This is a genomic window from Roseomonas indoligenes (genome assembly GCF_017813365.1).
Classification (GTDB): Bacteria; Pseudomonadota; Alphaproteobacteria; order Acetobacterales; family Acetobacteraceae; genus Roseomonas; species Roseomonas indoligenes.
In genome coordinates, this window is sequence record NZ_JAGIZA010000016.1 from 51,687 (window position 1) to 68,966 (window position 17,280).

The following is a 17,280-nucleotide window of genomic DNA, read 5'->3' on the forward strand; positions in this document are numbered from 1 at the left end:
TGATGAAGACCTTCCGCGGCACCTATACCGTGATGATCACCCCCTTCGACGAGCGGGGCGAACTGGACCTGCCGGCGCTGCGCCGTTTCGTGGACTGGCAGATCGAGCAGGGCATCCACGGCCTGATCCCGCTGGGCTCCACCGGCGAGTTCCTCTCCCTCTCCGACGAGGAGCACGTGGCGGTGGCGGAGACGGTGATCCGCCAGGCCGCCGGCCGCGTGCCCGTGCTGGTGGGCACCGGGGCGGAGGACACGCGCGAATCCGTGCGCCTCAGCCGCCGCGCGGAAGCCCTGGGTGCGGACGGCGTGATGATCATCCCGCCCTTCTACTCCACGCCGACCGATGACGAGCTGGTCCACCACTACAAGACGATCGGCGACGCCATCGGCATCCCGGTCATGGTCTACAATAACCCGGCAACGGCGAATGTGGACCTTAAGCCGCAGCTCGTCGCGCGGATCGCCGAGATCCCGAACTGCCTCTACATCAAGGAGTCGACGCTGGAGGTGACGCGGGTGCGCGACATCATCCGGCTCTGCGGCGACAGGATGACGGTGTTCGGCGGCATCCTCGGCTTCGAATCCTTCGTGGAAGGGGCGCAGGGCTGGGTGGCCGTCGCCTCCAACATCGCGCCCGGCCCGCTGGCCCGCCTCTTCGAGCTGGTGGCCGACGAGGAGAAGATCCGCGAGGCGCGCGACCTCTACCTGCGCTACCTGCCGCTGATCGAGTTTGTGGGCGGTCAGTACTACGTGGGCGGCAGCAAGGCGCTGCTGCGGCACATGGGCTTCCCCGTGGGCAACCCGCGCCCGCCGCGCCTGCCCCTTCCGGCGGATCGTGACGCCATGGCGCGGGACATCGTGCGGATGCTGGACCTGGGCTTCCGCCAGGCCGCCTGACGCTCGCGCTTGGCCCCAGGGAGGCTCTGCCTCCCTGAGACCCTCCGCCAGGAGGCTGAGCCTCCTGGACCTGCATCGGGCTGCCGCGGATGCGATAACCGGTGGGATCTTCGAACCCGTGGCAGCTCAGCTGGCCGTGTCAGTCGCCTGAGGTCATCGACCTCAGGCGGGCTGCAGGCGAGCATCCCGCGGCAGCCCAAGAGAAAAAGATGATGGGGGTTCTAGGGGGAAGAATTCCTTCTTCCCCCTGGGGGCCGCCCGAACCACGCTCAGCCCGGCCCGGGCCCACGGATCGCGAAGGGCTGATCCGCCGGTTGCGGCGTCAGGCCGTAGCGCTCGAACAGGGCGCCGTAGCTGCCGTCCTTGCGCATGGATTCCAGCGCGGCGGCCACGGCCTCCGCCACCGGGCGCTGGCGGAAGGCCATGGCGCTGGGCGCGCCGCCCAGGCGGAACAGCACGGTGCGGATCATGCCGCGCTTCGTCATGTCCACGGCCATGTAGTCCAGCAGCGCGGCGGCGTCGCCCTGGCCGGCGCGCAGGGCCGACATCGCCTCCGTCGCCGTGGTGAAGCCGCGGATGGTGATCGGGGCCTTGCCGCGCTTCACCAGGTCCTCGCTGACGGAGCGGAGCCAGCGCTCCTGGTAGGTGTTCACCTCGATCACCACGGCCTTGCCGGAGAGGTCGTCGGGACTGTTCACCTGCAGGCTGCTGTTCGCCGGCAGACCGACGCTGATCGCCTGCAGCGCATAGGGCACCATGTAGGCTACGCGGGAGCGCTCCTCGGTCCAGAACATCGCGGTGTGGATGCCGTCGAACCGGCCGGCCTGCAGCGCCGGGATCATGGACGGGAAGTCCATGCGGATGAACTGCAGCTCCAGGCAGAGGCGCTTGGCGATCTCCTGGCCCAGTTCGATGTTGATGCCCTGCAGCTCCCCGCGGCTGTCCACGAACTGTTGCGGCGGCAGGGTGGGATTGATGGCCAGCTGCAGCTTGCCCGCCGTGACGAGCTGGCTCGGCTGGATCTGCGCGACCGGCGTGCAGGCCTGGGCCTGGGCCTCACCGGCGGCGAAGGGCAGCAAGGGGGCGGCGAGGAGGGCGAGCGCGAGCTTCAGTCGCGTGCGGTGTCGCATCGTCGGGTCTCCGGTTCGTCGCGCCGTGACAGGGGATGCGTCACGCCGCCGCGTGGGCCTGATGCAAGTCTGGGCCCAGCCCATCGCGCGCCGAAGACTTTTCGTTATCAGAACACGGGGCGGGGGTAAGTGCGTGGTGAATAGGGCGGGGCCTTGCCTCTCCTTTTGGCCCCGCGGGTGCGCCCTAGGCCGGCACTTCCGGAAAGGCCTCCCGCACCACCTCCCCAGCGTGCCGCAGGAACGACTGCACGAGGCGGGAGGGCGGCTTGTCCCGCGCCAGGGCGGCGTGGACGGTAATGGGGACCGCCGGGCGGAAGGGGCGGATGGCAATGCGGTCCGCGGCGCCGGCCGCGGCGGTCAGCGGGTCCACCACCGTGGCGCCGATGCCCTGCTCCACCAGGCTGACGCCGGTGTTCATGAAGCGCACCTCGATGGAGGGCGTGAAAGGCTGCTTGGCGCGGCGAAAAGCGTCCGCGACGAGGTTGTGGACGCGGCTGCCGGCAGGCGCGGCGATGAGGGTGATATCCTGCAGATCCTGAGGGGTGACGAAAGGCAGGGCCGTGAGGGGGCTTTCCCCCGGCAGGACGCAGGCCATGTCGAATTCCCGCAGCGGGCGGGTCTCGATGCCCGGGCGGGGGTCGGGCTCCATGACGAGGCCGAGATGGGTGATGCCGGCCTCCAGCGCGTCCAGCATCTCGATCATCGGCCGCGTCTCGATGGAGATGGCGACCCCGGGATGGTGCGGGACGAAGCGGCGGAGGATGGCGGGGACGAGGGATTCCGAGAGTTCCGCCGTAGTGGTCAGGCGCAGGCGGCCGATGCGGCTGGTCCGCAGGTCGCCCGCCTTCTGGCGTATGCCCTGGAACATGAGGAAGAGAGGTTCGGAATCGAGAAAGAGGCTGGTGGCCTCCTCCGTGGGGATCAGCCGGTTGTTCACCCGGTGGAACAGGCGGAAACCCAGGTGGGATTCCATGTTCTTGATGGCGTTGGAGACGGAGGGCTGGGACATGCCGATCTCCCGCGCCGCGCCCACGGTCGTGCGCAGCCGCATGACGGCGCGCAGGATCTCGAGCTGGCGGAGATTCAGCATGGCGCATCCCCCGGGGCGAACCGGGGGATGGTAGCAGGAAAAGGGCCGGTTTTCAGGTGCCCAGGGGTGCGAGAACCTGGCGTTGGAAGTTCCGGATATGAGGGGTGAGGTGCATGAAGCCCTTCACCGCGTGGAATTCCGGCGTGTCGTAGACCCAGGGACCGGCGATCTCGTAGACGGCGGCGTAGCGGGGGCCGCCGTCATCCACCGTGTAGCGGCGGGCGGAGTGCCAGCCCGGGCAGGCCAGCAGGTCGGGGATGTGGTTCTCCACGTACCAGCGGTTGAACTCCTCCTCCACCGCCGGGTCCACGTCCACGCGGACGATGTGCAGCCAGGGCGCCCCGCTCACGGCATTGCCCCGGCATGAACGAGGGCGGCGCGCAGGGCGTCGGTCTCCGCCGCCTCCAACATCGGCAGCGGGGCGCGGCAGACGGGGACGGGCAGGCGGCCGAGCATGTTGAGGCAGGCCTTCAGGCGCGGGGTGGCCAGGCCCGGCGGGGCGGTGCCGTAGATCGCCTTGGCCAGCGGCGCCAGGCGCTCATGCAGGGCGCGGGCGGCGGGAAGGTCCTCCGCCTTCACCGCCCGGTCCAGCGCCACCACCATCTCCGGCACCACGGCCGCGAGGCTGACGAGGCTGCCGGCGGAGCCGGCCAGGAAGCAGGCGAAGAGGTGCTCATCGCCCGAGGCCATCACCGCGACATCCGGCCGGGTCTCCGCCGTCACGCGGCGGGTCTCGTCATAGGCGGCGGAATCCCAGCTGCCTTCCTTGATGCCGACCAGCTTCGGCAAGCGCAGCAGGTCCTTCAGCAGATCGGGCGGGAAGTGCAGCCCGCCGGAGCGGACATGGCCCTGGAAGAGGAAGAGAGGGAGGTCGGTCGCGTCGTGGATCGCCTGATGGTGGCGCAGCACCACGCGGGGATCGACGCCGAGGCCCCAGGAGAAGGGGGCGAAGACCATGATGGCATCCGCGCCCTCGGCCGCCGCATCCTGCGCCTGGATGGCGGCGGCGGCGCTGGCTTCGGCGATCACGCCCGCCACGATCGGGGCCTTTCCGGCCGCCTCCCGGCAGAGGCGGATAACGCGGCGCATCTCCTCCCGCGTCAGAAAGGCGTTCTCGCCGGCATGGCCATTGATGAGCAGGCCGTGCATGCCCGGGCAGGCCAGGACGGTGCGGACATGGGCAGTCAGCCCGGCCTCGTCGATCGCCCCATCCGCCCGCATCGGCAGGATGATGGAGGCGTAGAGGCCGTGGAAGCGCTCGGCGTTCATGCGGCCACCTGGGCGGGCTTGGGGCGGGGATATTTCAGCGTGGCGCGGGCCTTCAGCACCTCCAACCCCTCCTCGTTCCGGCAGCTGCCCTCCCAGACGATGGTGCGGGTGTCCGGGTGGCTCTCGGCGATCCAGACCTCCACGGTCAGGGTGTCGCCGTAGAAGACCGGGCCGGTGAACCAGAAGCGGTCCTCAATGGAGACCCCGATGGTGCCGGCCAGCTCGGCGGTGAGGACGCTGGTGCAGAGGCCGGCGACCATGATGCCGGGCGCCAGCCGCCTGCCGAAGCGCGTGCCGGCCGCATAGCCGTCATCCACGTGCACCGGGCCGAAATCGCCTGTCGCCGCAATGTAGAGGGCACCGTCCGCCTCGGTGACGGTCTTCGTCATCACCGCGCGGTCGCCGACGGACAGGCTGTCGAAGGGCTTCAGGTCATACATGGCGTCAGGCCGCCGCGCGGAAGGGCAGCAACTCGGCCTCGCCCTCCATCACCGCGCCGGCGCCGTCCAGCGTGCCGATGAGGCGCAGCGTCAGCCTGCCGCCTTCCGCCGCCGTCACCTCCGCAGCCGCCTCCACGCTGCCGCCCACGGGCACGGGGGCGAGGAAGCGCAGATCCATCCGGCCGATGCGGCGGGACGGCCCGCCGATGCGGGACAGGCAGGTGGTGGCCAGCGCGCCGATCACCAGCTCGAAGGCGATCATCCCCGGCGCGCCCTCCGCCTTGGCGCGGTTGGCGTCCACGTAGAGGGCGCCGAGATTGCCGGAAATACCGGTGAACAGCGCCTGCTCCGCGCTGGTGAGGGTCTTGCGGAAGGCGACCCGCGTGCCGATGGCCACCTCGCTCACAGCGAGAGCCCGTTCTTCATCACGCCGCGGGCGACGAGCATGCGATGGATCTCCGAGGTTCCGTCATAGATGCGGGTGACGCGGGCATCGCGCGCGATGCGCTCCAGCGGCAGTTCCTTGCTGTAGCCGGCGCCGCCGAAAAGCTGGATGCCGCGATCCGCCACGCGCCCCAGCATCTCGGAGGCGTAGAACTTCACCATGGAGACCTTGTCGCGCGGGTCGTTCCTCCGGTCGATCTCCCAGGCGGTGTTCAGCACCATCATGCGGGCGGCGAAGATCTCGGCCGCGCTGTCCGCGATCATGGCCTGCACCATCTGGAACTCGCCGATGGGCTGGCCGAACTGGCGGCGCTCCGTCGCGTGGCTCCGCATCATCTCCAGCACGCGCCCGGCCATGCCGACGCAGCGGGCGCCGATGTGGCCGAGGCGGATGCCCGACACGCTGCTCATGATGAGCTTGAAGCCGCCGCCCAGCTCTCCGAGAATCGCGTCCTTCGGGATGCGGCACTCGTTGAAGGCCAGCTCCGCGTGGCCGTAGCCGCGGTGCCCCATCATCGGCTGCTTGCGCGCCACGGTGAAGCCGGGCGTGTCCTTGTCCACCAGGAACAGCGTGATGCCGCCGCGCGCCCGCTTCTCGCGGTCCGTCACGGCCATGACGATGGTGTAGTCGGCAATGTCGCCGTCGCTGATGTAGTGCTTCGTGCCGTCGATCACCCACTCGTCGCCGTCCAGCCGGGCGGTGGTGCTGATGGAGGCGGCGTCCGATCCCGCGCCGGGCTCGGTGATGGCCATGGCGACGATCTTCTCGCCGGCCACGGTGGGCAGCAGGTACTTCTCCCGCTGCTCGCCCTTGCAGGCCAGCAGCATGGGATAGACCTGGCCGAAGACCCGGCGGATGAGGGCGTCGCTGGTCCTGCCCAGTTCCTCCTCCACCAGGCACATCTCCAGCACGGAGAGGCCGCCGCCGCCCACGTCCTCCGGCATGTTCATGGCGAAAAGGCCGAGCTCCTGCGCCTTGGCCTTCAGGGCGCGCAGCTTGTCCGCGGGCACCTCGCCCAGCGCCTCCACCTCGGCCTCCAGCGGCTGCACCTCCTGCGTCACGAAGCGGCGCACGGTCTCGGTGAGGAGGCGGGTGTCCTCGGGGATGGAGAAGTCGATCATGCCTGGGGCCCTTCCGGCCAGTTCACGGCGCCGTCGCGCTTCATCCCCTCCATCTCCTCGGGCGAGAAGCCGAGCTCCGCGAGGATGTCGCGGCTCTGCGCACCGAGGGGCTGGGGGACGAGGCGCACGCGCGGCACCTCCCCGTCGTAGCGGGCGGGGTGGGAGATGAGGGTGACGGGATGGCCGGTCGCGCCGTCCGTGGTGATGAAGGCGCCGAGGTGCTGCAGCTGCGGGTCGGATTGCAGGTCCTCGTAGTCCTGCATCGGCGCGTGCCAGACCTTGTGCTTCTCCAGCCCTGGCAGCCACTCCGCCGTCGATCGCTGCGGCAGCCGCTCGGTGACGAGGCGCGCGATGTCCTCGCGCCGGGCGAAGGCGTCGCCCTCGCTCATCGCGGCGAGTTCCGGCACCTCCAGCGCCTGCCCGATGACGCCGGGCGGGGACATGGACAGCGCGAGGTGACCGTCCTTCGTGGCGTAGATGCCGTAGGGCCCGCCGCTGAACCAGGAGGCGATGCCGCCCGGCCCGCGCGGGGAGGCCGCGCGCGCGCCGTTCACCCAGGCCGTCAGCGCCTCCGTCTGCAGGTCCAGCGCGGCCTGGAAGAGGTTCACCTCCACCAGCCGCCCCTTCCCCGTCCGCTCCCGCGCGAAAAGGGCTGCCAGGATCGCCATGGCGTAGATCATCGCCGCGTGCTGATCGACCACCACCGCGCCCACCGGCGTCGGCGGCCCGTCCGCACGCCCGGTGCGGGCGGCGAGGCCGGAGAGAGCCTGGAGCAGCAGGTCCTGCCCCGGCCGGTCCTTGTAGGGGCCGGAGGAGCCGTAGCCATAGGCGGCGGCGTAGATCAGGCGCGGGTTGGTCTCGCGCAGCGTCTCGTAGCCGAGGCCGAGCTTCTCCATCGTGCCGGGGCGGAAGTTCTCCATCACCACGTCGGCCCCCTGCAGCAGCCGCGCGACGACCTCGCGCCCGCCCGGGCTCTTCAGGTCCACGGCGAGGCTGCGCTTGTTGCGACCGGTGGAGAGGAAGTTGACGCTCTGCCCGCCCACGAAGTGGTTCGCCACCGCCCAGTTGCGGTGAAACGCCCCCTCCGGCGGCTCCAGCGCGATCACGTCCGCGCCGAGATCCGCCAGGATCTGCGCGCCCAGCGGCCCCGCAAGGAAGTGGTTGAAGCTGACGACCCTGATGCCGGCGAGAAGATCCATCCGACGCCCAACCCCTGGAAAAGACCCGACTGGCGGGACGGGCGGCAGGATGGCGGGGCGCGGCCCGGCGCCCAAGGGGCCGGGCCATTCGAAAACGGGGCGGGGCTATAGGCGGAGGCAATGCTCCCTTGGGTTCCGGGCGAGGGCGAAGTGCTCGCCCCGAGCCGGGGTGCCAGCGGTCACCCCGGCCACCGCGGTCGGACCGCGGGAACCGGAAGCGGCCTCAGCCCGTCCTGTCGGCGCCGGCCGCGTAAGGCCGGTCCAGGGCGCCGGGCATGGGCTGGCAGAGGACCAGGGCCACGTCCCGCGCCAGCGGGCCGGCCCGGTGCACGGCGATGGCGAGGTCGAGCTCCGTGATCCCGAAGCTCCTCGCCCAGTGCTGGACGCAGTAGGGATCGCCCAGGTCGATGTGATCGCGATCCGCGGGCTTGCCTCGGCGGGCCTCGCTCATGGCCGTTCTCCTCCCCATGCCCGAAATTACGGTCAGGCGCCGTGGCGCTGCCTTGTCCGGCGTTATTCCCACGGATCGCATTTGCGTGAGGTCTTTCTCACGGCGTTGTGCCACCCTGCCAACCTGTCCAGATCATTACGACTAATAAAGAAGTCACGCCCGCATGAGTCCGAGAATGTCAGTCCATGAGCCGAGCCGCCTGATTCTCGATGCGGAGGATCGAATCCTGCGGCAGAGAGACATCATCACCCGCTTGGAACGGCAGGGCAGCGACCTGGTGCCCACCGCGCAGGACCTCCTGCGCTGCATGCTGGAGACGCAGCGCGTCTTCGCCGAAATGCGCGGCCGTGAGGCTCCTGCCGGGATGGTGCCGGCCGTTTCCGGTGCAGGCCAGTCAATCGATGCGGAGGCGCTCCGCCAGGACCTCGTCAGGCTGGCGGCCCATGCAGCCTCTCAGGATATGCGGCTAGCGCAAGAATTTTTCACGATGGTGCAGCAGCGCCTGCTGGCGCGCCTGTCCGGTTGAGACGCGAAATCGTTGCACACGCGTTGGTGTCACACACAGCTTAGCCGGGTGGCCTGCAAAACGTGCGAGAACGTGTCGGAGAGCTACACGCGAGCTTCCTGGAGTTAGATATCTTGTCCATAGCCCCGCAGATCCGGTCCTTCTCCCACGGTGACCTTCTCGCCCGCCGGCTGGGTGGGCTCATGCCCCTCGGGCCGCTCGACATGCTCCTGCTGGACGGGCTGGGCAGACATGTCCGATCCTCCCCCGCCGGCGAGGAGATCGGCGAGCACGGCGCCCCGCTGCGGGCCCGCCTGATCCGCAGCGGCTGGGCCGGTGCGGTGCGGACGCTGGAGGATGGCCGCCGCCAGATCTTCCGCCTGCTGCTGCCGGGCGATTGCATCGGGACCAGCACCACGCCCTCGGCCCTGGCCGTCTCCACCACCCTCGCCCTCACGCCGGTCGAGACGGTGGAGCTGGAGCCGGTGATGACCGCCCTGCGGGAGGATCCGGACCGCCACGCCGCCCTGGCCACCGCCTTCGCGCTCGGGACGGCCCAGGCGGAGGCGGGGCTGCTGGACCACCTCATGCGGCTGGGGCGCCAGACGGCGCTGGAGCGGACCGCCCACCTCCTGCTGGAGCTGCGGGACCGGCTGGCGGCCGTGGGCATGACGGGCCGCACCAGCTTCCCCCTGCCGCTGACGCAGGAGATCCTGGCCGATACGCTGGGCCTCAGCACCGTCCACATGAACCGCACCCTGCAGGAGCTGCGGCGCCTGCGCCTCCTCCGGCTGGACAAGGGGCAGGCGGAGCTGCTGGACCCGACCCGCCTCGCCGATCTCGGGAACTACGCCCCGCCCCGGGTCTCCACCCTCTGCCCGCCCGAGCTGACCGGCCGCATCTGGGCATGACGGCCGCACAGCGGGATGTCGTCGCTATCGGGGGATCCCTCGGCAGCGGCGCCGTCCTGAGGCGCCTGTTGATCGAACTGCCGGCCGACTTCCCCGCCGCGATCCTCATCACCACCCACATGCCGAGCAACGGCCCCGTCCACCTGGCGGAGACGCTGGCGCTGCGCAGCCGCATCCCGGTCCGCCAGGCCGTGGACGGGCAGCCCATCGAGCCCGGGCAGGTGATCGTGGCCGCGCCGAACCGCCACCTGCTGGCGGTGGACGGCGCCGTGGTGCTGGGCACGGGCCCGCGGGAGAACATGACCCGCCCGGCCATCGACCCGCTGTTCCGCTCCGTCGCCCTCACCTACGGGCCGCGTGCCGTGGGGCTGGTGCTGAGCGGGCTGTTGAACGACGGCGCCTCCGGGCTCTACGCCATCAAGGCCATGGGCGGCACCGCCATGGCACAGCACCCGCTGGACGCGGAGGCCGGCGACATGCCGCGCGCGGCGCTGGAGGCTGTGGAGGCGGACGCGGTGGGCCGCGCGGAGGAGCTGGCGGGGATGCTGGCGTCGATCGCCGGCACGCCGGCCGGGCCGTCCCTGCCGCCCGCCCCCGAGCTGGAGCTGGAGGTGGCGATCGCCATCGGGCGCCGGCTGGGGTCCGATCAGCTCCGCAGCCTGGCCGATCCCGCCCCCCTCACCTGCCCGCACTGCCACGGCGTCCTCTCCGAGGTGAAGGGCGGCGGGCCGCTGCGCTACCGCTGCCAGATCGGCCACGCCTTCACGGCCGAGGCCATCGTCGCCTCCCAGGAGGCGGGGGTGGGCGACGCGCTGCGGATCGCCATGCGGGTGATGGAGGAGCGGGTGGAGCTGGTGGCCCGCATGGCGAAGGACGCGCGGGAGACCGGGCGCCGGGCCGTGGCCGAGCTCTACGAGGCGCGGGCCGCCGAGTATGCGGGCTACGCCGCCACCCTCCGCCGCGCCGTGACGATGGACCTGCGGATGGCCCGGCCCGCCGAGGATCTGGAGACCTAGGAGCCGGGGACATAGAGCCGGGCCGCGGGAGCGGATATAGGTGGCGGACAGACAGGGCCCGAAAGGGCAGGGTGAGACTTTGAGAGATCAAGACGCCGGGGCAGACACGCCCGACGGGGCCGCGCCGGTGGCGGTGGTCGGGCTGGGGGTCTCCGCGGCGACCTTCCAGGCCCTGGTGCGCCTGTTCTCCATCATGCCACGGGAGAGTGGCGCGGCCTTTGTCATCGTCTCGGAATCGCGGGAGGCGATCGACACGGCCGCCCTGATCCGCGCGCTGAACGAGAACGGCGGCCCGGCGGCCGGGCTGGCGGCGGACGGAGACCGCCTGGTGGCGGACCGGATCCTCGTGGCGCCGGTCGGGACGATGACGACGCTGGAGGACGGCCGCCTGCGGATCGCCCCCGCCGAGGAGCGGCCCGGGCATCGCGGCACGGTGGACAGCTTCCTCATCTCCCTCGCCGAGGCGGAGCGGGAGGCGGCGGTGACGATCCTGCTGGAGAGCATGCCGGCGGCAGGCAGCATCGGCGTGGCCCGGCTGAAGGCCTGCGGCGGCCTGATCCTCGCGGAAGGGGAGGAGACGGAGGGTCCGGCCCTGGAGCTGCAGGGCGCGGCGGCGATGGCCGACCTGCACCTGCCGCTGGCCGAGATCCCGCGCCGCCTCCTCGCTCTCGTTGCCCACCTGCGCGAGGTGGACGGCCCGCGAGAGGCGCGGGCGGTGCTGCAGGACGGGGAGAGCTACCTGCCCGCCATCGCCACCATCCTGCGCAACCGCACGGGCCACGACTTCCACGGCTACAAGGCCAATACCTTCCTGCGCCGGATCCAGCGCCGGATGCATGTGCTGCGGATCGAGGCGCTGGACGACTACGTGGCGCGGCTGCGCGGCAGTGAGGAGGAGGCGCAGAACCTCTTCGAGGACCTGCTGATCGGCGTCACCCAGTTCTTCCGCGACCCCGCCGAGTTCACGGTGCTGGAGGAGCGGATCATCCCCGCCATGCTGGAGGGCAGGGGCGGGGCGGACACGGTCCGCGTCTGGGTGCTGGGCTGCGCGACGGGGGAGGAGGCCTATTCCCTCGCCATGCTGCTGCGCGAGGCGATGGCCGGGATGGACGCGCCGCCGCATGTGCAGATCTTCGCCACCGACATCGACGCGCGGGCCCTGACGGTGGCGCGCACCGGGCGCTACCCGCAGGCGATCGAGAAGGACGTGCCGCCGGAGCGCCTGGCCCGCTGGTTCGTGAAGGAGGGCGGCACCTACGCCATCCACAAGGACCTGCGGGAGATGTGCATCTTCTCCGCGCACAACGTCATCAAGGACGCGCCCTTCTCCCGCACCGACCTGATCTCCTGCCGGAACCTGCTGATCTATCTCAACTCGGAGCTGCAGGAGCGCGTCATCCCGCTGTTCCACTTCTCCCTGCGGCCGGGCGGCTACCTGTTCCTCGGCCCGTCCGAGAACGTGACGCGGCACGGCAAGCTCTTCCAGCCGGTGGACCGCAAGCACCGGATCTTCTGCCGACAGGAGACGGCGACGCGGGTCCTGCCGGAATTCCCGCTGACCGCGCGCGCCGAGACCCGCCGCGCGGAGATGGGCCAGCCGGCCCGTCCGCTCGCCGGCTCCAGCCTCGGCCGCCGGGCCGAGCGCGTGGTGGAGCGCCACGCGCCGGCCTATGTCGTCGTCGATCCCGATTACCAGGTGCTGAACTTCTCCGGCCGCACGGGCCCCTTCCTGGACCCGAGCAGCGGCGTGGCGAACCTGAACCTGCTGAACCTCGTGAACCGCGACCTGCGCCTGGACCTGCGGGCGGCGCTGATGCGCGCGGCGGCCGAGCGCCGGGCGGTCCGCATCGCCTCCATCCGCATGGGGCTGGAGGACGAGGCCCGCCGGGTCGGCATGACGGTCGAGCCGCTGGCGGACAACCCGCAGGATCCCCTCCACTTCGTCGTCCTCTTTCACGACCACGGGCTGGATGGCGGGGAATCCGAGGAGGAGGTGCGGGACCCGGCGGTCCTGCGCGACGAGCACGTCCTGCGGCTGGAGGGCGAGCTGCGGGTCACCAAGGATCGGCTGCAGGCCACGATCGAGGAGCTGGAGAGCACGAACGAGGAGCTGAAATCCTCGAACGAGGAGTACCAGTCGATCAACGAGGAGCTGCAATCCGCCAACGAGGAGCTGGAGACCTCGAAGGAGGAGCTGCAATCCGTCAACGAGGAGCTGCAGACCGTCAACGGGGAGCTGGGGCACCGGGTGAGCGAGCTGGCGCGCGCCAACAGCGACCTGAAGAACCTGCTGGAATCCACGCAGATCGCCACCCTCTTCCTCGACAACGACATGCGGGTGAAGAGCTTCACGCCGAGCATGTCGGAGGTGTTCCACCTCATGGACGGCGACCTCGGCCGTCCGATCGCCCACCTCGCCTCCCGGGTGCCCTATCCGGAGATGGGGGACGACCTGCGGCACGTGATGCGGACCCTCTCCACCACGGAGCGGCAGATCGGGCTGCCGGAGGGACGGCGCTACCTCGTGCGCGTGCTGCCCTATCGCAGCGTGGACAACTTCATCGCCGGCGCGGTGCTCACCTTCCTCGACGTGACGGCGGCCGTGCGCGCGCAGGAGGCGCTGCGCGCGGCCGAGGCGCGCGTGCGGTTGGCCACCGCCGCCGCCCGCATCATAACCTGGGACCTCGACTCCGAGTCCGGCCGCTTCACGTATTCGGAAGGGTTCGAGGCGCTGTTCGGGGCGCCGCCGCCGGCCACCCTTCCCTCCCTGCTGGGCATCACGCATCCGGAGGACCGGGGCCACCTCGCCCTCGCCTTCGACAGGACCCTGGCGCGGGGCGAGCCGCTGGACGTGGAAGGGCGGCTCCTGGCCGGGCGGACGGAGCTGTGGATCCGCTTCAGCGGCGGCCGCTCCGGCGGGCAAGTGCTCGGCGTCTTCCAGGACGTGGACGCGCGGCGCCGTGCGGAGGCGCAGCGCTCCCTCCTCATGGCCGAGCTGCAGCACCGGGTGAAGAACATCATGGCCGTGGTGCGCTCGATCACCCGCCGTTCTCTGGAGAACGCGGAGAGCCTGGACGACCTGCGCCTGCACCTGGGCGGCCGCATCGACAGCCTCGCCCGCACCCAGGGCCTGCTGGCCAACCGGGGCGAGGAGGGAATGAGCCTGGACGCGCTGGTGCGCGACGAGCTGGCCGCGGTGCTCGGCCAGGACGGGGGGCGGGTGGAGATCGAGGGGCCGCCGATCCTGCTGAAGGACAAGGCGGCCGAGACCTTCGCGCTGGGGATCCACGAGCTGGCGACGAACGCGGTGAAGTACGGCGCCCTCTCGGGCCCGGAGGGGCGGCTGAACGTGCGCTGGCATATCCGGCACACGGCCGCGGGAGATCGGCTGGCGCTGGAATGGCGGGAGGCCGGGGTGCCCGTGCTGGATGTGCGCCCCACCCGCACGGGGTTCGGCCGCGGGCTGATCGAGCGCGGCCTGCCCTACGACCTCGGCGCCGCCACCTCGCTGGAGTTCCTGCCGGGCGGCGTGCGCTGCACGGTGGAGCTGCCCATGGGACCGCGGGTGGTCGCCCTGGACGGGGAAGAGGAGCTGGAGGAAAGCGGGGATGATGACGGAGCATGAGGAACAGACCACCCCGTTGGCCGGGCAGCGGGTGCTGGTGGTGGAGGACCAGTACCTGATTGCCGAGGACCTCTGCACCCTAGTGGAGCAGCTGGGCGGGACGATCATGGGCCCGGTCTCCGGCGTGGAGGCGGCGCTGGACCTCCTGCAGGCCGGCCAGCCGGACCTGGTCATGCTGGACGTGAACCTGGAGGGGGAGCGCGTCTACAAGGTCTGCACGGCCCTGCGGGAGGCGGAGATCCCCTTCGTCTTCATCACGGGCTACGACGCCTCCGTCATCCACCCGCATTTCCGCAGCGTGCCGCACCTGGAGAAGCCGATCGAGGAAGCCGCGCTGCGCGGGGCCCTCGCCCGGCTCTAGCGCGGGCCGGGCGCCGGCACCCTCCCCCGCCGCGCCCTTGCCGGATGGCGCGCGCCGTGCATGCCATCGCGCCCGCCAATCCCGAGGATACCGATGCCCGACCCCTTCCGCGCGCGCCTTGCCAGGGGCGACAGGCTCTTCGCGCTCGCCGCCTGCGTCCTGCGCACGCCGGAGGTGGTGCTGGTGGCGCGCAGTGCCGGCTTCGACCTGCTGCTGATCGACCTGGAGCATTCGCCCATCACGATCGGCGAGGCCGGCAACCTCGCCGTCGCCGCGCGCACCGCCGGCTTCCCCGCCCTGATCCGCGTCGGCGGCCCGCACCACCCGGATCTGGCCCGTGCCCTGGACATCGGGGCGGAGGGCGTGGTGGTGCCGCATGTGGACACGCCGGAGGAGGCGGCGCGGATCGTCGATCTCTGCCGCTTCGCCCCCGCCGGCCGCCGTTCCCTGCCCGCCCCGCTGCCGGGCTTCGGCTACCGCATGCCCCCGGCGCCGCGCTTCATGGAGGAGGCGGAGGCCGAGACCGTGATCATCCCGATGATCGAGAGCCGCGCCGGGCTGGAGGCCGCCGAGGCCATCGCCGCCACCCCGGGGCTGGACGCGCTGATGGTGGGAACCAATGACCTGGCCGCGGATCTCGGGCTTCCCGGCCAGCTGGACCACCCGGAGGTGCGGGCCGCCTTTGCCCGCGTGGCCGCCGCCGCGCGGGCGAACGGGCTGCGCTTCGCGGTGATCGGCGTGCCGGAGCCGCTGCTCGGGCCACTGGGCTTCGATCTCGGGGCGGGCCTGATCGTGGCGACGAACGACATCAACCTGCTGGTGGATGGCGGGGCGGCCCTGGCCGGGCGCTTGAGGACGATGGCGGGGTAGGTCCTCGCGGCAGCCCGATGCAGGTCCAGGAGCCTCAGGCTCCTGGCGGGGGTCCAGGGGGCGGCACCCCCTGGGGCCGCATGGCGACACAAATCCTTCACCGATCCGCCACGGACGGTTCAAGCGCCCCCGCTAGTTAGCCGGCATGTTGATTATCGAAGGACTGAGCCGTCGCTTCGGCGACCGGCTCGCCGTGGACGATATCTGCCTGGAGGTGCCGCGCGGCAGCTTCGTGGGGGTGATCGGCCGTTCCGGCGCGGGCAAGTCCACCCTGCTGCGCATGGTGAACCGCCTGGCCGAGCCCACGGCGGGGCGCATCCTCTGGGAAGGCGCGGACATCACCGCGCTCCGTGGCCGCGCCCTGCGGGACTGGCGGGCGCGCTGCGCCATGGTGTTCCAGCAGTTCAACCTCTCCGGCCGGCTGGACGTGCTGACGAACGTGCTCGTCGGACGGCTGAACCACGTGCCGGCGCACCGGTCCCTGCTGCGGCTGTGGTCTGACGAGGACCGGGCCATCGCCCTTTCGGCGCTCGAGCGGCTGGACATCGCCAACCTCGCCTCCCAGCGGGCGGAGCACCTCTCGGGTGGGCAGCAGCAGCGCGTGGCCATCGCCCGCACCCTGGTGCAGGAGCCCGACATCATCCTGGCGGACGAACCCATCGCCTCGCTGGATCCGCGCAACACGCGCGTGGTGATGGACGCGCTGGCGCGGATCTGCCGCGACTACGGCATCACCGTGCTCTGCAACCTCCACTCTCTCGACATCGCGCGGGGCTACTGCGACCGGCTGGTCGGCCTCTCCGCCGGGCACCTGGTCTTCGACGGGCCGCCCGACGCGCTGGACGATGCGGCGGCACGCGAACTCTACGGGCTTGAGGCCGAGGACGCGGTCGGGCCCGCGGTGCACGCCCCGCAGGCCAGCCCCTTCGCCCTTCACGCCTGACGCACCGCGCCAGCCGGCACCCCGACACGCCCCTACGGAGAACAAACCGATGATCCTGCAACGCCGCGCCCTGCTGGGCGCCACGGCCGCCATGCTGGCCGCCCCCTCCGTGCTCCGCGCCCAAGGAAGCACCCAGGGCGCCACCCCCTGGGCCAGCCGCTTCCCCGAGCTCGTCTTCGCCATCATCCCGTCCGAGAACGCCTCGGGCGTGACGGAGCGCTACGGCCCCTTCATCGAGTACCTGTCCAAGCGGCTCGGCACGAAGGTCACGCTCCGCATCGCCAATGACTACGCGGCGGTGATTGAGGGCCAGCGGGCCGGCAACATCCACATCGCCTCCTACGGCCCCTCTTCCTTCGCGCGCGCGCTGATGACGGGATCGCAGATCACCGCCTTCGCGATCGAGACGAACCTGGACGGCACCAAGGGCTACTACTCCGTCTTCTACGTGAAGAAGGACAGCCCCTATCAGCGCGTCGAGGACTTGCGCGGCAAGAACCTCGGCCTAGTGGATCCCAACTCCACCTCCGGCAACAACGTGCCGCGCTTCGCCCTGAACAAGATGAACATCAAGCCGGACGAGTTCTTCGGCCGCGTCGTCTATACCGGCAGCCACGAGAACGCCGTGATCGCCCTCAACCAGGGCACGGTGGACATGTGCGCGAACTGGTGGAACGACGAGCAGGAGAGCAACCTGCTGCGCATGGCGCGCAAGGGCATGGTGAAGGCGGAGGACTTCCGCATCATCTTCAAGTCCGACCAGATCGTGAACTCGCCGATGGCCTACCTGAACGCCATGCCGGACGACCTGAAGTCCGCCATCCGCACCGCGGTGCTGGAGCTGGCCACCGCCGACAAGAAGGCCTTCGACGCGATCTACGAGGGCAAGCAGGGTCCGCTGGTGGCCGTGGACAACGCCGCCTACGACCCGATCATCGAGCTGAACCGCTTCGTGGACAATCTGCGTCGCCGCGGCTAATGCCGGCGCGGCTCTAGATCCGCGCACCA

Annotated in this window: 18 protein-coding genes; 9 read left to right on the forward strand and 9 right to left on the reverse strand. The window is 70.8% G+C overall.

The annotated features are described in order from the left end of the window. The first annotated feature begins 2 nt into the window (after positions 1–2). The gene (locus J5Y10_RS21295; protein WP_209376129.1) at positions 3–896 is read left to right on the forward strand and encodes a dihydrodipicolinate synthase family protein; all 894 of its coding nucleotides are present in this window, start codon (positions 3–5) and stop codon (positions 894–896) included. A 269-nt stretch (positions 897–1,165) separates the two neighbouring features. Here J5Y10_RS21295 and J5Y10_RS21300 read toward each other — a convergent pair whose 3' ends face one another. From J5Y10_RS21300 to J5Y10_RS21340, 9 genes are all read right to left on the reverse strand, one after another. Then, positions 1,166–2,026: an ABC transporter substrate-binding protein gene (locus J5Y10_RS21300; RefSeq protein ID WP_209376130.1), complete on the reverse strand. Its 861-nt coding sequence runs from the start codon at positions 2,024–2,026 to the stop codon at positions 1,166–1,168. Between the two features lie 184 nt (positions 2,027–2,210). Beyond that, positions 2,211–3,116, reverse strand: coding sequence for a LysR family transcriptional regulator (locus J5Y10_RS21305; RefSeq protein WP_209376131.1), 906 nt, complete (start codon positions 3,114–3,116; stop codon positions 2,211–2,213). 52 nt (positions 3,117–3,168) lie between these two features. Then, a complete protein-coding gene (locus tag J5Y10_RS21310; RefSeq protein ID WP_209376132.1) occupies positions 3,169–3,465 on the reverse strand; it encodes a DUF4286 family protein in 297 nt (98 codons plus the stop codon). Beyond that, positions 3,462–4,385, reverse strand: coding sequence for a dihydrodipicolinate synthase family protein (locus J5Y10_RS21315; protein WP_209376133.1), 924 nt, complete (start codon positions 4,383–4,385; stop codon positions 3,462–3,464). Before J5Y10_RS21315 ends, J5Y10_RS21310 begins: the two co-directional genes overlap by 4 nt. Beyond that, positions 4,382–4,825: a MaoC family dehydratase gene (locus J5Y10_RS21320; protein WP_209376134.1), complete on the reverse strand. Its 444-nt coding sequence runs from the start codon at positions 4,823–4,825 to the stop codon at positions 4,382–4,384. Before J5Y10_RS21320 ends, J5Y10_RS21315 begins: the two co-directional genes overlap by 4 nt. A gap of 4 nt (positions 4,826–4,829) precedes the next feature. After that, the gene (locus tag J5Y10_RS21325; RefSeq protein ID WP_209376135.1) at positions 4,830–5,231 is read right to left on the reverse strand and encodes a MaoC family dehydratase; all 402 of its coding nucleotides are present in this window, start codon (positions 5,229–5,231) and stop codon (positions 4,830–4,832) included. Continuing rightward, on the reverse strand, positions 5,228–6,391 hold the full coding sequence (locus tag J5Y10_RS21330; protein WP_209376136.1) for an acyl-CoA dehydrogenase family protein: 1,164 nt from the start codon (positions 6,389–6,391) through the stop codon (positions 5,228–5,230). The genes J5Y10_RS21325 and J5Y10_RS21330 overlap by 4 nt, the downstream gene beginning before the upstream one ends. Further along, positions 6,388–7,590, reverse strand: coding sequence for a CaiB/BaiF CoA transferase family protein (locus J5Y10_RS21335; RefSeq protein WP_209376137.1), 1,203 nt, complete (start codon positions 7,588–7,590; stop codon positions 6,388–6,390). Before J5Y10_RS21335 ends, J5Y10_RS21330 begins: the two co-directional genes overlap by 4 nt. A gap of 223 nt (positions 7,591–7,813) precedes the next feature. After that, entirely contained in the window at positions 7,814–8,041 is a 228-nt protein-coding gene (locus tag J5Y10_RS21340) for a DUF3606 domain-containing protein (RefSeq protein WP_209376138.1), read from the reverse strand. Positions 8,042–8,216: 175 nt separating this feature from the next. Here J5Y10_RS21340 and J5Y10_RS21345 point away from each other — a divergent pair, with 175 nt between their 5' ends. The 8 genes from J5Y10_RS21345 (at position 8,217) to phnD (ending at position 17,251) form a co-directional block, all read left to right on the forward strand. After that, a complete protein-coding gene (locus tag J5Y10_RS21345) occupies positions 8,217–8,567 on the forward strand; it encodes a hypothetical protein (RefSeq protein WP_209376139.1) in 351 nt (116 codons plus the stop codon). Positions 8,568–8,680: 113 nt separating this feature from the next. Beyond that, complete coding sequence (locus J5Y10_RS21350; RefSeq protein WP_209376140.1) at positions 8,681–9,457, forward strand: Crp/Fnr family transcriptional regulator; 777 nt, start codon at positions 8,681–8,683, stop codon at positions 9,455–9,457. Then, positions 9,454–10,473 carry a chemotaxis protein CheB gene (locus J5Y10_RS21355; RefSeq protein WP_209376141.1) on the forward strand — a complete coding sequence of 340 codons (1,020 nt, stop codon included), beginning with the start codon at positions 9,454–9,456 and terminating at the stop codon, positions 10,471–10,473. Before J5Y10_RS21350 ends, J5Y10_RS21355 begins: the two co-directional genes overlap by 4 nt. A gap of 79 nt (positions 10,474–10,552) precedes the next feature. Beyond that, entirely contained in the window at positions 10,553–14,098 is a 3,546-nt protein-coding gene (locus tag J5Y10_RS21360) for a CheR family methyltransferase (protein ID WP_209376142.1), read from the forward strand. Continuing rightward, on the forward strand, positions 14,082–14,459 hold the full coding sequence (locus J5Y10_RS21365) for a response regulator (protein ID WP_209376143.1): 378 nt from the start codon (positions 14,082–14,084) through the stop codon (positions 14,457–14,459). Before J5Y10_RS21360 ends, J5Y10_RS21365 begins: the two co-directional genes overlap by 17 nt. Positions 14,460–14,552: 93 nt before the next feature. Beyond that, complete coding sequence (locus J5Y10_RS21370) at positions 14,553–15,329, forward strand: HpcH/HpaI aldolase family protein (RefSeq protein WP_209376144.1); 777 nt, start codon at positions 14,553–14,555, stop codon at positions 15,327–15,329. Positions 15,330–15,474: 145 nt separating this feature from the next. Next, positions 15,475–16,272 carry a phosphonate ABC transporter ATP-binding protein gene (gene phnC, locus J5Y10_RS21375; protein ID WP_209376145.1) on the forward strand — a complete coding sequence of 266 codons (798 nt, stop codon included), beginning with the start codon at positions 15,475–15,477 and terminating at the stop codon, positions 16,270–16,272. A 49-nt stretch (positions 16,273–16,321) separates the two neighbouring features. Continuing rightward, entirely contained in the window at positions 16,322–17,251 is a 930-nt protein-coding gene (gene phnD, locus J5Y10_RS21380; protein WP_245214946.1) for a phosphonate ABC transporter substrate-binding protein, read from the forward strand. The last annotated feature ends 29 nt before the right edge of the window (positions 17,252–17,280 follow it).

Excerpts from the sequence above, each read along its gene's own strand:
- J5Y10_RS21355 (WP_209376141.1), top strand. The coding sequence starts at position 9,454 with ATGACGGCCGCACAGCGGGATGTCGTCGCTATCGGGGGATCCCTCGGC.
- J5Y10_RS21300 (WP_209376130.1), bottom strand. The coding sequence starts at position 2,026 with ATGCGACACCGCACGCGACTGAAGCTCGCGCTCGCCCTCCTCGCCGCC.
- J5Y10_RS21340 (WP_209376138.1), bottom strand. The coding sequence starts at position 8,041 with ATGAGCGAGGCCCGCCGAGGCAAGCCCGCGGATCGCGATCACATCGAC.
- J5Y10_RS21370 (WP_209376144.1), top strand. The coding sequence starts at position 14,553 with ATGCCCGACCCCTTCCGCGCGCGCCTTGCCAGGGGCGACAGGCTCTTC.
- J5Y10_RS21345 (WP_209376139.1), top strand. The coding sequence starts at position 8,217 with ATGTCAGTCCATGAGCCGAGCCGCCTGATTCTCGATGCGGAGGATCGA.
- phnC (WP_209376145.1), top strand. The coding sequence starts at position 15,475 with ATGTTGATTATCGAAGGACTGAGCCGTCGCTTCGGCGACCGGCTCGCC.
- J5Y10_RS21315 (WP_209376133.1), bottom strand. The coding sequence starts at position 4,385 with ATGAACGCCGAGCGCTTCCACGGCCTCTACGCCTCCATCATCCTGCCG.
- J5Y10_RS21335 (WP_209376137.1), bottom strand. The coding sequence starts at position 7,590 with ATGGATCTTCTCGCCGGCATCAGGGTCGTCAGCTTCAACCACTTCCTT.
- J5Y10_RS21305 (WP_209376131.1), bottom strand. The coding sequence starts at position 3,116 with ATGCTGAATCTCCGCCAGCTCGAGATCCTGCGCGCCGTCATGCGGCTG.
- phnD (WP_245214946.1), top strand. The coding sequence starts at position 16,322 with ATGATCCTGCAACGCCGCGCCCTGCTGGGCGCCACGGCCGCCATGCTG.
- J5Y10_RS21320 (WP_209376134.1), bottom strand. The coding sequence starts at position 4,825 with ATGTATGACCTGAAGCCCTTCGACAGCCTGTCCGTCGGCGACCGCGCG.
- J5Y10_RS21365 (WP_209376143.1), top strand. The coding sequence starts at position 14,082 with ATGATGACGGAGCATGAGGAACAGACCACCCCGTTGGCCGGGCAGCGG.
- J5Y10_RS21295 (WP_209376129.1), top strand. The coding sequence starts at position 3 with ATGAAGACCTTCCGCGGCACCTATACCGTGATGATCACCCCCTTCGAC.
- J5Y10_RS21330 (WP_209376136.1), bottom strand. The coding sequence starts at position 6,391 with ATGATCGACTTCTCCATCCCCGAGGACACCCGCCTCCTCACCGAGACC.